Below are 15,985 nucleotides of genomic sequence, written 5' to 3'. Positions count from 1 at the left end.
ACTGGCTGATCACGCCCTGCAACTTACCGGTAAAGCTGTTGAAGTGGATACCCAGCTGGGTGACTTCATCGTTGCCGTGGGTATCCAGGCGCCGGGTCAGGTCGCTCTCGCCACTGGCAATGGTGGCCATGGCATCGACCGCTTCCTGCAGCGGCCGGGCGATACTGCGGGCAATCAGCACCACCAGCAGGGTCATGACCAGGGCGATGCCCAGGCCGAGGATCGAGGCATCGCGCAACTGGCGCAAAAACTCGTCCTGCATGTCATCGATGTAAACGCCCGAACCGATCACCCAGCCCCAGGGCTTGAACAGCTGCACGTAGGAGGTCTTTTTCACCGGCTCGCTGGCGCCGGGCTTGGGCCAGCGGTAGTCGATGCTGCCGGCGCCCTTGGCCTTGGCCAGGGCGGCCATTTCGTTGAACAGGGCAAAGCCGTCCGGGTCGCGGATTGCCGAAAGGTCCTGGCCGTCGAGCTTGGGGTTGGTCGGATGCATGATCATCTTCGGCCCCAGGTCGTTGATCCAGAAATAGTCATTCTGATCGTAACGCAGGCCGCGCACCGCGCTCAGGGCCTGTTGCTGGGCCGCGTCGCGGCTCAATGTGCCGGCTGCTTCCAGCCCTTGGTAATACGCCAGCACGCCAGCGGCGGTTTCTACCACATGGCGGGTTTTTTCCGCCTTGGCCTGGTACAGGTCGCCATGAATCTGGCGCAGCATCAGCAAACCGAGGGTTACCAGCATCACCACTGCCACTACCAGGATCAGCCACAAACGCCGGCTGATCGACATACTGCGAAGAGTCTTCATGGAATGCTTACCTCGAGTTCTTTTTTATTGTTGCCCACATCCAAGCATGCTTTGCCTCCCGCCACCTACTCGACCAAGGACTAAGTGCTTGATTCGTTGAGGTCTGTTGCGTCGTCCCAGCAGCGTTTATCCGAGAGGTCTGATAGGATTTCGGCCTCGACGGGATAAACCTGAAGGCCGCGTGAACTTTTCTGCTGGCTTTGCGACCAACTGTCGCTGTAAAACGGCCAGGCGCTGAACAGCCATTGGCAACTAAAAGACTATAAAGGGGCATGCCACAGGCATTGCCCCACGGGGGAAGCATGGATCTTTGGACCGGCCTGCAGGCTGTCATTCTAGGTATTGTCGAAGGCTTGACGGAGTTCTTGCCGATCTCCAGTACCGGCCACCAGATTGTCGTGGCCGACCTGATCAATTTCGGTGGTGAGCGGGCCATGGCCTTCAACATCATCATCCAGCTGGGCGCGATCCTGGCGGTGGTCTGGGAATTTCGCCGCAAGATCTTCGAGGTGGTGGTGGGGCTGCCGCGTCAGCGTGAGGCCCAGCGCTTTACCGTCAATCTGCTGATCGCCTTCATGCCGGCGGTGGTGCTGGGGGTGCTGTTTGCTGACCTGATCCATGAGTACCTGTTCAACCCCATCACCGTGGCCGCCGCCCTGGTGGTTGGTGGCGTGATCATGCTCTGGGCCGAGCGCCGCGAGCATGTGATCCGCGTTGACCAGGTCGACGACATGCGCTGGTCCGACGCCCTGAAGATTGGTTGCGCTCAGTGCCTGGCGATGATTCCGGGTACTTCGCGCTCCGGCTCGACCATCATTGGCGGCCTGCTGTTCGGCCTGTCGCGCAAAGCAGCCACCGAGTTCTCGTTCTTCCTGGCCATGCCGACCATGGTCGGTGCGGCGGTGTATTCGGGCTACAAGTACCGCGATCTGTTCCAGCCGGACGACTTCCCGGTGTTTGCCATCGGCTTTGTGGTCTCGTTCATCTTCGCCATGATCGCGGTACGCGGCCTGCTCAAGTTCATCGCCAACCACAGTTACGCGGCCTTTGCCTGGTACCGTATCGTGTTCGGTTTGATCATCCTCGGCACCTGGCTGTTCGGCTGGGTCGACTGGACCACGGCGCACGGTTGAGATGAGCCGTAGCCCAAGCCAGCCGCGCCGCGCAGCCCAAACCAGCGGCGCCCTGCAAAACCCCCGCAGCAAGTTGCTGGCCTTTGTCGGCTTGTGCCTGCTGCCGGTGGGCGGCGCTTTGCAGATGCTTTTGAGCGGGCAATCCTGGCTACCGGCCGTGGCCTACCCGTTGGCCAGCCTGGTGAGTTTCGTGCTGTATTGGCGCGACAAGCAGCAGGCCCGCAACCAGGCCTGGCGCACGCCAGAGAAAGTCCTTCACGCCAGTGAGCTGTGCGGCGGCTGGCCGGGCGCCTTGCTGGCCCAGCAACGCTTTCGGCACAAGACCCGCAAACTGTCGTTTCAGCTCAGTTTCTGGGCCATTGTCGGCGTGCATCAGTTGTTCTGGATCGACCACCTGCTGCTCGGCGGCCGCTGGCTTGGCGCTGCCCTGGGGCCAATCCTCAGATAAGCAAGCCTGGCTGCAGGCGCTTGGGCAGGCGCCGGACCACCAGTTGATGGGAGCGTTGCAGCAGTTCGGTCAGCTCGGTGCGGCCCATGGGGTAGGGCGGTGCCATGCTGACCCAGTGCGCCCGCGCAAGGTAAGGCGCCGGGCGCACGCCGGGGCGGTCGACGTAGCCGAGAAACAGCTCGCTATCGACCTTGAACGACAACCCGGCGCCGCCCAGGTCAAGCACGGCAAACATCTTGTTGCCGGCCACCGAGAACACCCGGATGCCGCCCCATTTGTAGTCTTCGCGCGCACCCGGTAGGTTCAGGCAGAAGGCTGCGACCTGTTCTTCGCTGATTTTCTTGTCAGACATAACGCTCCCCGCATTGGGCAAATTCCGCGACCAGGTGATCGATCCATACCCGCACCGCCGGCAGCAGCCCGCGCCGATGGGGGTAGACCGCCTGCAGATAACCGCCGGGCAGCGACCAGTCTGGCAGCAGGCGCACCAGCTCGCCACGTTCGAGTTCTTCTTCGCAGTGCATGAACGGCAGCGTGGTAAAGCCAAGGCCGGCGACAGCGGCGGCTTTGCGCACGACAAAGTCGTCGATCGCCAGGCGTGCCTCCAGGGCCAGTTCGTGCTTGTGGCCCTGGCCATCGAGCAGGCGCAGATGCACCAGGCGGTCGGCATCCACCGCACCGAGTACCGGCAGGCTGGCCAGGTCTTGCGGGTGGTCGAGCGCCTGCGCGGCGGCAAACTGCGGGGCGGCCACCAGCAGCATTTGCGCCTGACGCAGGCGCCGGGTGACCAGCGCCGGGTCTTCATCGCCCAGGTCGCGCACTCGCAGGGCTACGTCGACACCTTCGGTGATCAGGTCGACGCGGCGGTTGAGGAGGATCATGTCCAGTTGCACCTGCGGGTATTGCTGCAGGAAGCGGCTGATCACGTTCGGTAAAAATTCGTGGGCCAGGCCCACCGGGCACGACACCCGCAAGCGCCCGCGCGGTTCGCTGGTCATGCTCGCCACCGCTTCGTCGGCCATTTCCGCCTCCAGCAGCATGGCCTGGCAGTGGCGCAAATAACGTTCACCCACGGCCGTCAGCTTCAACTGGCGTGTGGTGCGTTGCAGCAGGCGTGTGCCCAGGCGCTCTTCGAGTTCGGCGATACGTCGCGACAGGCGTGACTTGGGAATCCCGAGCACACGGCCAGCGGCGGCAAAACCACCGGCTTCGACCACCCGGGCGAAGTAGAACAGATCATTGAGGTCTTGCATGTGCGTCACCATTGTCCTGCCAGTAGGACAAACTAACGCATTTTTACTGACTTATCAGCTATTCGCCACCCAAGTAGGATTCTCCCCATCGTGATCGCCCACTCGCGGTCTTCATTCAGGAGAGTCCCATGAAACTGTTGCATATCGATTCGAGCATCCTGGGCGATAATTCCGCCTCCCGTCAGCTGAGCCGCAGCGTGGTTGAAGCCTGGAAAGCCGCCGAGCCGTCGCTGCAAGTGACTTACCGTGACCTGGCCGGCGACGCCATCAGCCACTTCTCGGCCGCGACCCTGGTCGCCGCCGGCACCCCGGAAGAACTGCGCGACGCCGCCCAGCAGCATGAAGCCAAACTCAGCGCCGAAACCCTGCAGGAGTTTCTCGACGCCGACGCCGTGGTACTGGCCGCGCCGATGTACAACTTCACCGTGCCGACCCAGCTCAAGGCCTGGATTGACCGCGTCGCAGTGGCCGGCAAGACCTTTCGCTACACCGAAGCCGGCCCTGAAGGCCTGTGCGGTAACAAGAAGGTGATCCTGGTATCGACCGCAGGCGGCCTGCACGCCGGCCAGCCTACCGCGGTCGGCCATGAAGAGTTCCTCAAGGTGTTCCTTGGCTTTATCGGCATCACCGACCTGGAAATCGTCCGTGCCCACGGCCTGGCCTATGGCGATGAGCACCGGGCCAAGGCCCTGAACGCCGCGCAAGTGCAGATCAGCACCGACCTGTTCGTCGCCGCCTGATCTCTGGGCCAGTAATCAAACCGACTGCCGGCAGCGCCTGCAGTCGGTTTTTTCATTGAGGTTTCATCTGCGCCGGGCTGGCCCGTTCTATGCTGCGCACTATCAGCATTGATCGATCGCGTTGCTTAAGGTGCAAAACGATGCGGCGTCTTGGCGCATTACTCCTGTTAGTCCTGTTGGGCAGCCCGCTGATGGTGCAGGCCGAGCCGGCTGCGCACTGGAGTGTCGGCGTGCATCGCCTCAGTTTCGCCGACCCGCTCGATGCGCAGCCGGTGCAGGCCCTGGCGTTCTATCCTTCCAGTGCAGTTGAGCGCAGCAGCCGCATCGACGGCTACCGGGTCCAGGCTTGGGAAGGTGCGCCGATGGTTATCGGCCGTTATCCGCTGTTGATGTTGTCCCACGGCAATACCGGTACGCCGCTGGCCTTGCACGACCTGGCCACCGCCCTGGCGCGGCGCGGCTTTATCGTCGTCGCCGTCACCCACCCGGGCGATAATGCCCGCGACCACAGCCGCCTGGGCACCTTGAGCAACCTTTACGGGCGGCCGTTGCAGATCAGTGCAGCGATCACCGCCAGCCTCGGCGATAGCTTTCTGGCCCCGTACATCAATGGCCCGCAGGTGGGCGTGATCGGCTATTCGGCTGGCGGTGAGACCGCCTTGATTCTGTCCGGGGCGCAACCGGACCTGGAGCGTTTGCAGCGCTACTGCCAGGAGCGGCCGCTGGATGCCGACGCCTGCAAGACCAAGGGCGTGCTGATCGCCGACCGCGCCGACCTGCGTGCCGCGCCCGATCCGCGGGTCAAGGCGCTGATGTTGATGGCGCCGCTGAGCCTGATGTTCGGCCGTCACGCGTTGGCCGAGGTCAAGGTCCCGGCGTTGATCTACAGCGGCGACAAGGACCAGCTGCTGGCCATCGACAAGAATGCCCAGGCCCTGGCGCGCAAGCTGCCGGTCACGCCCAACTACAAGCTGTTGGCCGGTGCCGGGCACTTCGTGTTCATGGCGCCGTGCGACGACGAGCAGCGCCAGAAAATGGCCGCCTTGTGCAACGACCCGGACGGCGTCGACCGTGAGGACATTCACCTGACGCTACAGGCTGAGGCTGCGCGGTTTTTCAACCACACCCTGGCTGACCGCCATCAGGGCGGCCTGCACATGGCCGATCAGTAGTTGCCGGCGCGCCGTGACAGCAGGAGGGTGAGGCCGACGCCAAGCAGCGAAAGCAAAGCAGCCAGGCAAAAAATCCAGGCATAGCCCAGGTGCAGGGCCACCGCACCCATCAATGGCCCGGCAATCGCCAGGGCCAGGTCGAAGAACACTGCATAGGCGCCCAGGCCTGCACCGCGGCTGGAACTGGGCACCTGTTTGATCGCCTCGACACCCAACGCCGGATACACCAGCGACAGGCCGAAACCGGCAAAGCCTGCGCCAATCAATGCCAGCACCGGGCTGGGTGCCAGCCACAATAAGGCCAGGCCCAGGGCTTCGGTGGCCATGCAGGCCATCGCCACGGGATAGCCGCCAAAGCGGTTGACTGCGTTGACGAACAAGAGCCGTGAAAGGATGAAACACACGCCGAATGCGCTGAGGCACCAGGCTGCGCCGCTCCAGCCCTGCTCGAGGTAGAACAGGGTGACGAAAGTGGTCAGGGTGCCGTAGCCGATCGACGCCAGAGTCAGGCTGACCCCGCACGGCGCAACCCGGCCGAATGCGGCCCAGAACGGCAGGCGCTCGCCACGTACCACCGGCGTCGACGGTTTGTTGCGGATTACCAGCAGGGCCAGCACTGCCAGGACGCTCAAGGCCAGGCCCAGGGTGGCGAAATTGACTCGGTCGACCAGTGCCACGCCCAGCGGCGCACCGATGGCGATGGCCCCGTAGGAGGCAATGCCGTTCCAGGAAATCACCCGCGCGGTATGCTCGGCGCCCACCGCACCGATGCCCCAGCTCAAGGTGCCGACGCCGATCAGACCCTGGGCGATGCCCAGCAGCACGCGCCCGCCCAGCAGCGCCAGCAGGCTCAGCAACGGCACATCGACTGTCAGTGCTGAAGCAAAGGTCAGCACACCGCTGGCGGCAATACCGATCAAGCCGTAAATGATTGCCCGCTTGGTACCCAGGCTGTCTGCCGCGCGTCCGGCCAGGGGCCGGCTGAGCAGGGTGGCCAGGTATTGCAGGCCGATGGTGATACCGGCGATCACCGCACTGAAGCCCAACTGGTCATGCACATAGCTGGGCAACACCGCGATCGGCAAACCGATGCAGAGGAAGGCGATAAAGGTATAGAAGACAATCGAAAGGATTTGCCGGGTGATCGACCCGGTATCGACGGCGGCGGGTGCTTGCGCGGACATGAGCTCGTTCGCTGGCGGGCGGTGGGAGAGGGCCCATGATCGCCGGGTGCGAAGAGAAAAGGAAGCAGGCTAACGGATTTTCCAGCATCGCGGGGCAAGCCCGCTCCTACAGGATTATAGGAGCGGGCTTGCCCCGCGATCAGATCTGGATCAGATCACCACACCCTGGCTACGCAGGTAGTCATCGTAGGTGCCGCTGAAGTCCACCACACCGCTCGGGCTCAGCTCGATGATGCGGGTGGCCAGCGACGATACGAACTCACGGTCGTGGCTGACGAAGATCAGCGTGCCCGGGTAGTTCTCCAGCGCCAGGTTGAGCGCCTCGATCGATTCCATGTCCAGGTGGTTGGTCGGTTCGTCCATCACCAGTACGTTGGGCTTTTGCAGGATCAGCTTGCCGAACAGCATGCGGCCTTGCTCACCACCGGAGATCACCTTGACCGACTTGAGGATCTCGTCGTTGGAGAACAGCATGCGCCCCAGGGTGCCACGGATTACCTGCTCGCCTTGAGTCCACTGGCCCATCCAGTCGAACAGGCTCAGGTCCTCTTCGAAGTCGTGGGCGTGGTCCTGGGCGTAGTAGCCCAGTTCCGCGCTTTCGGTCCACTTTACCGCGCCGGCATCCGGGCTCAGTTCACCGACCAGGGTACGCAGCAGGGTAGTCTTGCCGATACCGTTGGGGCCGATGATCGCTACGCGCTCGCCGGCTTCGACGGTGAAGCTGAAGTTTTCGAACAGGGTCTTGCCGTCGAAGCCCTTGGACATCTTCTCGATGGTCACGGCCTGGCGGTGCAGCTTTTTGGTCTGCTCGAAGCGGATGAACGGGCTGACCCGGCTCGATGGCTTGACCTCGGCCAGCTGGATCTTGTCGATCTGCTTGGCGCGCGAGGTGGCCTGCTTGGCTTTCGAGGCGTTGGCCGAGAAGCGGCTGACGAAGGTCTGCAGTTCGGCGATCTGGGCCTTCTTCTTGGCGTTGTCCGACAGCAGCTGCTCGCGCGACTGGGTCGCGGCGGTCATGTACTCGTCGTAGTTGCCCGGGAACAGGCGCAGTTCGCCGTAGTCCAGGTCGGCCATGTGGGTGCAGACGCTGTTGAGGAAGTGGCGGTCGTGGGAAATGATGATCATGGTGCTGTTACGCGCCGTGAGAATGTTTTCCAGCCAGCGGATGGTGTTGATGTCCAGGTGGTTGGTTGGCTCGTCGAGCAGCAACACTTCCGGGTCCGAGAACAGCGCCTGGGCCAGCAATACACGCAGTTTCCAGCCTGGCGCGACTTCGGTCATCGGGCCGAAATGCTGTTCCAGCGGGATACCCAGGCCCAGCAGCAGCTCACCGGCGCGGGATTCGGCGGTGTAGCCGTCCATCTCGGCGAACTCGGTTTCCAGCTCGGCGACGGCCATGCCGTCTTCTTCGGTCATTTCCGGCAGCGAATAGATGCGATCGCGCTCGGCCTTGACCTTCCACAGCTCTTCATGGCCCATGATCACGGTGTCGATCACGGTGAACTCTTCGTAGGCGAACTGATCCTGGCGCAATTTACCCAGGCGCACGTTCGGCTCGAGCATGACCTGGCCGGCGGACGGCTCCAGATCGTTGCCGAGGATTTTCATGAAGGTCGACTTGCCGCAGCCGTTGGCGCCGATCAGGCCGTAGCGGTTGCCGTTGTTGAACTTGACCGAGACGTTCTCGAACAAGGGCTTGGCGCCGAACTGCATGGTGATGTTAGCGGTGGAGATCAAAGGGCTTACCTATCAATAGCTTACGTCGCTGGCATTGCGGCTGATACCGATTTGATACCAATTTGCAGCTTTTCCAGCTCGCTCCAGTCGGAGCTTGAGTTAATCCAACGCGCATACGTCGACAGCAGCATTTGCACGCTGTGGCCGAGCTGTTGGGAGATAAATGCGGGGTTGAGGCCAGACATTAAGCATATTGTCGCATAGGTGTGACGACAGTTGTATGGCGGACGGTAACGAATCCCCAGTTCTTTAAGCACCGGCCGCCACTGATGATGCAGATCGGAGGTCTGCCGGACGTACTCTGCGTTCTTCGATGGCGGGAAAATGAACGGTGACTCCGTGACCCGCCCCTTTCCTTTCCTGCGTCGCTCGGCGTACTCCCTGGCGAACTCGAGCGCATGCAAGGCCCTCTCGTTGAGTAGCACGAACCGATCTTTGCCGGTTTTGGTGCGCTCCACTACCTCGCCCAGCGCTACAGTGCGCTTCACATGGGCAACCTTCTTCTCCAGGTCGACAGCATCCCAGCGCAGCGCCAGGCCCTCCGACAGGCGTACGCCGCTGAAGAACACGAACTCGAAGAACGCCGCGTAGATCTGGCTTGGCCAGTGCGGGTGCTCGTAGAGCCTGGCGGTGATCTGGTTCGCCTCCTCTAAAGTGAACGGGTCGATCTCTTTCTTGGTGCGCTTGGGCAGTTGCAGAGCCTCGGCAGGGTTTCTGCTGATCAATCCGTCGATCACCGCTGAGCGCAGAATCGTTGACAGCTTCACCAGGGCGTTGCGCTTTACCCCCGGCGATCTCCAGGTGATTGAACTCACCACCTTGCGAACCAGGGTGGTGGTGATCAGGTCCACACGAGCCATCGCGAAGTGGAGCATCCAGTAATTGTTCAGCGCGCTTTTGTAGTTGTTGTAAGTGCCGGGCGTAATCTCCCGGCTGTCGAGCCAGAGCTGGGCGTACTCACCAAATGTCGGCTTGCTGCCCGCGACAGTTTGCGAGCCCGGGAAAAGCTCGGCGTACTTGTCCTGGTCCAGAAGGCCAAGCTTGTTAAAGCTAACTACCTGATCGCGAAGCTGGGATGCAGCCTTGATGCCTTTTTGTGTCGGGGGGTAAGGGAGCGTTTCGCATCGACGGATACCGTCCCATGTGAAACGAATCCGGAGGGAGTTGCGGAAGACTTCGACCCCTCGGGGTAAATCCATTGGCTTTCCAGCCATTCGTCATACCTCTTCTTGCTATAGATGATTCGGCCCTGGTGCTTAATCCAGACGCCCTCGGGGAATACTCCCCGCAGGCGCCGACCCTCCAGGGTTCGCTTTGTGCATCCCAATAGATCGGCCATGCGCTGTTCGGTGACCTTGTCGAAGTCACCATCTGTTTCGGTGGTCATGATTGTCTCCACGCCGCGCATGGCGGCAGAGGTGGGGATGGGTTAAGCGGTGGCTTTCTCGATTGCTGTTGCGAGGCGCACCTGGGTTCCGTTTCCATTTCCTGCGGGTTTGATTCGATCGATCACCCTCAAGGCTTCTTGCGCCGCGCTGAGCAAGGCATCCCGCTGTTCGCGTGCTTGGGCCAGCGCTTCCAACAGCTCTTCCTGCCGAGCGCCCTCGGCCCGGCCTATATCCCAAAACTCCTTGCACCAGTGGTCGGCAGGCGGTGGATTGTTGTTCTGTTTACCGAATGCCATGGCACCAATGATTGCGTCGCACAGATCGCGCTTGTAGGCGTTTTCGCCGTCAATGCTCAGGCCAGACCGGCGTAGGGTGCTGACCACTTCACCAAGGACAATGCCTTGGTCCTTCAGGACGATGTCCTTGCCGGGCTCGCCAGGCGTGTAGATGACCAGGGCGAGCCTGGCCTCGGGCCACAGGTTGTTGCTGATCTGCACCAGAGCGTCGTTGGCGGCTTCGTGAAAACGGGTTGTTGCGGACATAGCTCATCCTCGCCCGCCTACCGGCAGGCTTGAGTTGTTGTAGGGGGAGGGGTTACTCGCTGTACTGCTTGCGGATGCGGCGGGCGATGGCGCGGAGCTCGAAGTCCATCTCGAACATCTCGTTGTTGTCCTTGCGCGAGACGATTGGCGACCTTGCAACGTTGCGGCCACCCAGTATCCAGGCGGCCAGCAGGATCAACGCAGATTCCAGTTGGCGTCGGAGAAAACCCTTGCGTGGGATCATGGCTCCCAACTCTTGCCAACGCGGAACACCATCATCATGTTGTGATGGAGGGGCACCTTGAGGACGTTGTCGAAAAACTCGCCCTTTCCAGAGATGAATCCAGTAGGCACCTTGCTTCCTGCGATTCCGAATTCTCGCCAGCATTCTTCGCCGCCGTTCTTGTCCCAATAGGCGCGTCGCGTTTTGGAATCTCATCGTAGGTTTTCGTGAACACGGAGGAGTCCGGGATATCGCAGATCCGGCGCCATGCGGGATGGCGTTTGCACCAGTCGGCGGCATGCTGAGAAGCTTGCTCGACAGAGTAAAATTCTTTTGCGTCTTTCACAGCTCATACCTCTCTTCATTCCAGCGCACTGGCGCCTTTGCAGGGGTAGGGGTGTCTTGTTCGTGCGGGGAGAGCTGGCGCTCGTTGCCGGCCTGCAGCTGGCCTTGCAGCATCCAATCTGGAAGGCACGAAAGAGATACGTAGTTTCTGCTGCTCTGCCAGCAGGTCACGCCACGGGCATCATCGTGCAGCACGTCCAAGGCCTGCGGAGGCGTTTCCGGTCGCGTGTCGCAGCCGGCCAGGGTGGCCAGCAGCAGGAGGCAGAGGGCGAAGCGGGTCATGACTCGATCCTCTTGAACTCGACGACCCAGACCCAGGGGTTTGCATCCCAATTGCCACCGGTGGATTGCCAAAGACCCGCGAACCCGTGAATTGCCGCAGCCTTGCACTCAAAACGTGAAGGTGAAGTTTCCAGGTATTGGCGGCACATGTCGGCATCGACCCCTTCCGCGATCGCCTGCTCCAGGGTGATGTCCTGCAGTCGCTCGACGCGCACGGCGGTGATCTCCAGCAGGATGCGGCTGGCCCAGCGCGGCATATGGATGCTTGGCTTCCAAGTCGGCTGGTCTGCTTCGTATGGCTCAAGGCCGTCTGCAGCGTAAACCAGCGTTCCGTCGTCGCGAGCCTGCACTACATCGAGATCGTCCGGCTTGAGGTAAGGCCCGCGCATCACCTCGTAATGGTCGCAGAACCATGTTTCGCGCACCCAGAGGCGATCGCCTGGCTCGCCGAACGGGCAAGCGCCCAACTCACCCAGCTTGGCGGCGCATTCGTCCTCGGTTTTGCCTTGCACGACGAACCCGTAACGCGGGTGATGCTGGCCTACGGCAGCCCAAGGCTCCGGACTGTCCGGATAATCCAGGCGAGGGATCTGGCCGTCTTTTACCGGCCGGCGGGTGACCGTCTTACGTCCTTCCAGGATGGCTCGGACCATCGGTCCGCTGAATAAGATCGGGCGTTCCTTTGCTTGAGACATAGCTTCGCCTTGGCCGCCATATCGCGGCTGCTCAATAGAGGGGAGAGGGGTTAAGTGGGGTGGAGTACAAATGTACTCCAAACAGAAACCCTCACTGAAACAGAGGAAATAGTTTCTCTGGACTTACTCGGGAGGCCTCTAGATGGAAGAATTAGTCCAACTAACCAAATTGGCGGATGCGATTGTTCAACTCATCCTGCACATAGTTTCATTGGTGCAGGTGATCAAGCTGTTGCTGAATGCGCCGACCAATCCAGCGGACGACGAAGACGGCCTTGCTGTTGCCGATCGCCTTGTAGCGTGGGCCGTCTGGGCATTCGTCGGCGGGTTTGCCGCGATAGGGGATGCGGGTGTGGTCGCCGGGGAAGCCTTGGAGCCATTCGCACTCGCGCGGGGTCAGGCGGCGAACACCGCCCCCCCCCTGAACCATCGGCTGGCCACGGCCAGTGCCGTCCTCACTGGCGTCGAAGCCCTCAGCCTTCAGCGTGTGCGTGATCTCGCCAGTGATGCATACCGCGACCTGGCCGCCGGCGTTGGGGTGGCTGCCGCCATACCCCATGGCTCTAAGGGTTGGGGCGACTTGGCCAGCGTCTGCGCCATGGTCCTTGCAACCGAAGGCGATAGGCGCTTTGCTCGCCGCCGGCAGGGTATGGCAAAGACCAGGCTCAGGATTGCTGCGGTTTGCGGGGCTGGTGATCTGACTCGGATCGAAAACCGCGTTCTCTTGTCCGTTGTTCCGGCCCAAGGCGCGAGCCTGGTCCTTAAGGATGCAAGGGTCTTGGGTGCCGTGCACCACGAAACTCTCAACTTCGAAATCGCACTTCTGACCCTTTGCCACCAAGCACGCAGCTACATCAATCGCCCCGGCGCTCCGTCCGCCGCCATACGTCGTTAGCGGCACATCATCAGTTGAGTAGCCGCCGTTCTTTCTAGCGCCGCCTGCAATGGTCCCGGCAACGTTTTGCCTCTCACCTCGGCGCGGCGGAGTATCCCGGCGCACGCCTTCGCGCTCAAAAAGTACTTCGAGGGGATCGAACCCTGCTCGAGCACTTGCGACAACGAACACACGGCGGCGTCGTTGGGCCAAGCCGAAATATTGGGCATCCAGAATCCGCCATGCGACTGTTCGCGTGGGTCCATACACACAACCAGCGTCCTTCCATTTACCCCCTGGCGGTTGGAGCTCTTCGGATTCGCCCACCAGGGCGCCGAGGAAGCAGCCAAACGCGTTACCTTTGTCGGAGAGGACGCCTGGGACGTTTTCCCAGACGCAGACGGCCTCTGGCTCACCTCGCAGGGTTCGAACATGGTCAATTGCATCGAGGAGCTCCACGTATCTGATGGTGAGGGCGCCGCGGGGATCGGCAAGGCCTTCGCGCATGCCGGCCACACTGAAGGCCTGGCATGGGGTTCCGCCCACCAGAACGTCAGGCGCTGGGATCTTGCCGGACAGCACCATAGCGGCCAGGCGGGTCATGTCGCCGTGGTTTGGCGTGTCGGGGTAGTGGTGAGCCAGTACCGCGCAGGGGAATGGCTCGATCTCGGCGTACCAAGCGGCACGCCAGCCCAGCGGGTGCCAGGCCACGGTCGCAGCTTCAATGCCGCTGCAGACGCTTCCGTATGTAACGGTCATAGGTGGTCCTCGGCTACGCGACTTTCGGCGTCATCTCTGGCTGGTAGTCCACCCAGCCAACTCGAGGAGCCTTCGTTTTCTTGTTGATGATTGGTTGCCCCTCGGCGTCGGTGAGGGTGCATTTCGCCCTGACCCGAAGGTCTCGGCAGTTGCCAGTCTTGCGGGCCAGCTCGGCGAACTGCTCGGCGAACTGCGGCGCATCGAACGCCGGGCTGAGCTGGCGCATCTTCTTGCCGCGCATGATCTTGTCCACCTGCTTGTCGACGGCTTCATTCCATTCGGTGATCGTCATTTCCAAGGGGGGGCAGCCAGCTTTCCCGCTCGGCCTGGTCGTCTTGGTGATCTTCCTGGCCTCAGCCAGCGCTACGTCGGCGGTCATGCCGAAGACTGCGAATGTGCTCATGGTGTTCTCCAGGCGCTAGCTTCTGTGCCTGCGCTGCGTGGTTTATCGGGTTAAGCTACGAAAATGGAGCAAATCAAAGGAGGCTTTCCGTGGGGGACGTAACTAAGAAATTCAATCTCACCTGCTCAGAGAGTGAGCAGGATAAATTTCCTTGCAAGAAGTGTTGCCTGGAAACAAATCACAGAGTAATCGCCGACTATTCCGAAAGAGGATCGGAAGACTGTGGCGGTGGGAACTCTGTTGATTGGAAGGTTAGTAACCAACTGATTCAGTGTATGGGTTGTGAAGATGTTTCATTTCGTGTTGCCTCGTCTAACTCCGAGGACTACGACCATGACTATGCAACTGGAGAGATGATCTACAACGAAACCGTTACCTATTATCCTGGCAGAGTCTTGGGCTCAAGGGTGATTGATCACTGGATGTTGCCTGTGGGGATCGGCCAGATATACAAGGAGGCTCGCACCGCAGTAGAAAATGAACTATTTATCGTAGGCGGAATATCGATCCGTGCGCTAGTTGAGTCGATATGCTCTGACGTGAAGGCGAAAGGTAAAAATTTAGCCCTCAAGATCGATGATCTCCACGCAAGATCTTTGGTTACCAAAGAGGGCGTGGATACATTGCATAAAATTCGGGTTCTCGGTAATCGAGCAGCTCATGATGCGAAACATCACTCAAAGGACCAGCTTCTCTTAGCCCTTGAGGTTATTGAACATATTCTCATTGGGACCTACATAATTCCCGCCAGAGCTGAAATCGCTTTTAAAAATATTAAGATGCCAATACTTCCCGCTCCAGCCAAAGAGACTGTCGCCGATTCGAACGCAGAGGATTGATTGTGTGTAAGATTCGCCTCCCCTCACGGGGAAGGCATTCCAGTAACAACGGTCGTTCTGGCGGGTAGCGCGGGAAGGTCAGGCGGTCGACTGCTCGGCGATGAAGCGGTCCCAGGCGGCTTTATCTCCCTGTGCCACGTACCATTTCAGCTCCGTGCCATCCTCGGCTTCGCTGACCGAGCCTCCGTATTGTGCGCCGGGGAACATGAACTTCGCCCTGTTGCCGCACCACGGGTATCCGCCGGTGAATTCGGTGAAGGTGACACCAGGGCGGACAGCTACGACCCGCTCCTTGAATGCTTCAAACTTGGCATTGCGAGCCGCGACTTCGGCTTCATGCCCTTCCTTACAGCCCGCAGAGCAGTAGACGACGCGGCCGTCGAATACCAAGTCCAGCGAGATGTCGGAATCTGTCTCTTCGTCCCAGTAGCTGGCATCGCTGTCGCACCTGATGCCGCAGTGGTTGCAGCCGAACCACCAGCCGGCATCGATGTAGGCCTTGGCCGGAATGAACCGCTGATTGACGTACTGGTCGGCCCACCGAGCGCGGCGGCATGACACCGCCCCGAAGTCAGTGCCGATCTCATCCGCGCCCTGGCGCCGGGCTGCCGCGTTCGACGTGGCGAACTGAATCGTGGATTCTTCGGGATCGTTAGTTTCCACGGAGTAGGCCAGCACCTTTCGGGGCGCGGGGTCTGCGTTTGGATTTTTGCTCATGGCTTTCTCCATGCATGCGCCGCCCTCGCCGGGGTGGCTTATTTAAAAAAAAGAGTGGGGCCGCTAGTCAGCATCCACCGACTAGTGTTTTATGTGCTGGCAATCTAATGCCCAGGAGAAAAGCAGATGACGGATACCATTGATCACAAGTCAGGCCGAACAATCGACGCCGACGTTGTAGCGGCAGGCGCCGGTACCGCTACGCTGATAACTCTGGCGATTCAGAACAAAGAAGCAATTGCAGCAGCGGGCTCTGCCGTGATTGGAGTGGCTGTTGCCAACCCGAAGATCACAGCTTCTGTCGCTGCGGCCGCGACCGTGGGCTATGGGATTTACCGACTCACTCAGCCCGGTACCAAAATTGAGCTTGGCAAGTTCAAGTACGAGCGGAAGTAATTGAGGAGTTGAACTGACCTGTGGCGCTGGCGGGCAGCGCTGAGTGGTCT

General features: G+C 60.8%; 18 protein-coding genes and 1 pseudogene. 6 read left to right on the top strand and 13 right to left on the bottom strand.

The annotated features are described in order from the left end of the window. Nucleotides 1-28 precede the first annotated feature (28 nt). Nucleotides 29-715, bottom strand: a pseudogene (locus tag LOY37_RS27580) (cache domain-containing protein); the annotation flags it as partial. A gap of 392 nt (nucleotides 716-1,107) precedes the next feature. Here LOY37_RS27580 and LOY37_RS14335 point away from each other — a divergent pair. Both LOY37_RS14335 and LOY37_RS14330 read left to right on the top strand, forming a co-directional pair. Then, nucleotides 1,108-1,938 carry an undecaprenyl-diphosphate phosphatase gene (locus LOY37_RS14335; protein WP_093382336.1) on the top strand — a complete coding sequence of 277 codons (831 nt, stop codon included), beginning with the start codon at nucleotides 1,108-1,110 and terminating at the stop codon, nucleotides 1,936-1,938. Nucleotide 1,939: 1 nt separating this feature from the next. Continuing rightward, nucleotides 1,940-2,386, top strand: coding sequence for a DUF1294 domain-containing protein (locus LOY37_RS14330; RefSeq protein WP_258715044.1), 447 nt, complete (start codon nucleotides 1,940-1,942; stop codon nucleotides 2,384-2,386). Here LOY37_RS14330 and LOY37_RS14325 read toward each other — a convergent pair. Both LOY37_RS14325 and LOY37_RS14320 read right to left on the bottom strand, forming a co-directional pair. After that, nucleotides 2,379-2,738: an MmcQ/YjbR family DNA-binding protein gene (locus LOY37_RS14325; RefSeq protein WP_258715043.1), complete on the bottom strand. Its 360-nt coding sequence runs from the start codon at nucleotides 2,736-2,738 to the stop codon at nucleotides 2,379-2,381. The two genes, LOY37_RS14330 and LOY37_RS14325, sit on opposite strands and share 8 nt — an antisense overlap. After that, on the bottom strand, nucleotides 2,731-3,639 hold the full coding sequence (locus LOY37_RS14320) for a LysR substrate-binding domain-containing protein (protein ID WP_258715042.1): 909 nt from the start codon (nucleotides 3,637-3,639) through the stop codon (nucleotides 2,731-2,733). Before LOY37_RS14320 ends, LOY37_RS14325 begins: the two co-directional genes overlap by 8 nt. A gap of 128 nt (nucleotides 3,640-3,767) precedes the next feature. Here LOY37_RS14320 and LOY37_RS14315 point away from each other — a divergent pair, with 128 nt between their 5' ends. Both LOY37_RS14315 and LOY37_RS14310 read left to right on the top strand, forming a co-directional pair. Further along, a complete protein-coding gene (locus LOY37_RS14315; RefSeq protein ID WP_093382354.1) occupies nucleotides 3,768-4,379 on the top strand; it encodes an FMN-dependent NADH-azoreductase in 612 nt (203 codons plus the stop codon). A 140-nt stretch (nucleotides 4,380-4,519) separates the two neighbouring features. After that, complete coding sequence (locus tag LOY37_RS14310) at nucleotides 4,520-5,551, top strand: dienelactone hydrolase (protein WP_258606862.1); 1,032 nt, start codon at nucleotides 4,520-4,522, stop codon at nucleotides 5,549-5,551. On the opposite strand, the gene LOY37_RS14305 is transcribed toward LOY37_RS14310, so the two are convergent. The 9 genes from LOY37_RS14305 to LOY37_RS14265 form a co-directional block, all read right to left on the bottom strand. Beyond that, nucleotides 5,545-6,735, bottom strand: coding sequence for an MFS transporter (locus tag LOY37_RS14305; protein WP_258715041.1), 1,191 nt, complete (start codon nucleotides 6,733-6,735; stop codon nucleotides 5,545-5,547). The genes LOY37_RS14310 and LOY37_RS14305 overlap by 7 nt on opposite strands. A 150-nt stretch (nucleotides 6,736-6,885) precedes the next feature. Next, nucleotides 6,886-8,472, bottom strand: coding sequence for an ABC-F family ATPase (locus LOY37_RS14300; protein WP_010226270.1), 1,587 nt, complete (start codon nucleotides 8,470-8,472; stop codon nucleotides 6,886-6,888). A gap of 20 nt (nucleotides 8,473-8,492) precedes the next feature. After that, the gene (locus tag LOY37_RS14295; RefSeq protein ID WP_258715040.1) at nucleotides 8,493-9,686 is read right to left on the bottom strand and encodes a tyrosine-type recombinase/integrase; all 1,194 of its coding nucleotides are present in this window, start codon (nucleotides 9,684-9,686) and stop codon (nucleotides 8,493-8,495) included. 215 nt (nucleotides 9,687-9,901) lie between these two features. Next, on the bottom strand, nucleotides 9,902-10,402 hold the full coding sequence (locus LOY37_RS14290) for a hypothetical protein (protein WP_258715039.1): 501 nt from the start codon (nucleotides 10,400-10,402) through the stop codon (nucleotides 9,902-9,904). A 52-nt stretch (nucleotides 10,403-10,454) separates the two neighbouring features. Continuing rightward, nucleotides 10,455-10,646, bottom strand: coding sequence for a hypothetical protein (locus LOY37_RS14285; protein ID WP_258715038.1), 192 nt, complete (start codon nucleotides 10,644-10,646; stop codon nucleotides 10,455-10,457). A 321-nt stretch (nucleotides 10,647-10,967) separates the two neighbouring features. Further along, entirely contained in the window at nucleotides 10,968-11,252 is a 285-nt protein-coding gene (locus LOY37_RS14280; RefSeq protein WP_258715037.1) for a hypothetical protein, read from the bottom strand. Continuing rightward, complete coding sequence (locus LOY37_RS14275; protein ID WP_258715036.1) at nucleotides 11,249-11,947, bottom strand: hypothetical protein; 699 nt, start codon at nucleotides 11,945-11,947, stop codon at nucleotides 11,249-11,251. The genes LOY37_RS14280 and LOY37_RS14275 overlap by 4 nt, the downstream gene beginning before the upstream one ends. 208 nt (nucleotides 11,948-12,155) lie before the next feature. Continuing rightward, the gene (locus LOY37_RS14270; RefSeq protein WP_258715035.1) at nucleotides 12,156-13,580 is read right to left on the bottom strand and encodes a DNA cytosine methyltransferase; all 1,425 of its coding nucleotides are present in this window, start codon (nucleotides 13,578-13,580) and stop codon (nucleotides 12,156-12,158) included. Nucleotides 13,581-13,593: 13 nt separating this feature from the next. After that, nucleotides 13,594-13,983, bottom strand: a complete 390-nt coding sequence (locus tag LOY37_RS14265) for a hypothetical protein (protein WP_258715034.1) — start codon at nucleotides 13,981-13,983, stop codon at nucleotides 13,594-13,596. Between the two features lie 89 nt (nucleotides 13,984-14,072). On the opposite strand from LOY37_RS14265, the gene LOY37_RS14260 reads away from it, so the two are divergent. Then, nucleotides 14,073-14,822, top strand: a complete 750-nt coding sequence (locus LOY37_RS14260; RefSeq protein WP_258715033.1) for a DUF4145 domain-containing protein — start codon at nucleotides 14,073-14,075, stop codon at nucleotides 14,820-14,822. A gap of 78 nt (nucleotides 14,823-14,900) precedes the next feature. Here the strand turns inward: LOY37_RS14260 and LOY37_RS14255 are convergent, their stop codons facing one another. Next, on the bottom strand, nucleotides 14,901-15,539 hold the full coding sequence (locus LOY37_RS14255; protein WP_258715032.1) for a hypothetical protein: 639 nt from the start codon (nucleotides 15,537-15,539) through the stop codon (nucleotides 14,901-14,903). Between the two features lie 126 nt (nucleotides 15,540-15,665). Between LOY37_RS14255 and LOY37_RS14250 the strand changes: the two genes are divergently transcribed. Next, entirely contained in the window at nucleotides 15,666-15,935 is a 270-nt protein-coding gene (locus LOY37_RS14250) for a hypothetical protein (RefSeq protein ID WP_258593606.1), read from the top strand. The last annotated feature ends 50 nt before the right edge of the window (nucleotides 15,936-15,985 follow it).

The organism is Pseudomonas sp. B21-012 (assembly GCF_024749305.1).
Lineage (GTDB): Bacteria > Pseudomonadota > Gammaproteobacteria > Pseudomonadales > Pseudomonadaceae > Aquipseudomonas.
This window is presented reverse-complemented; position numbering and strand designations above follow the sequence as displayed.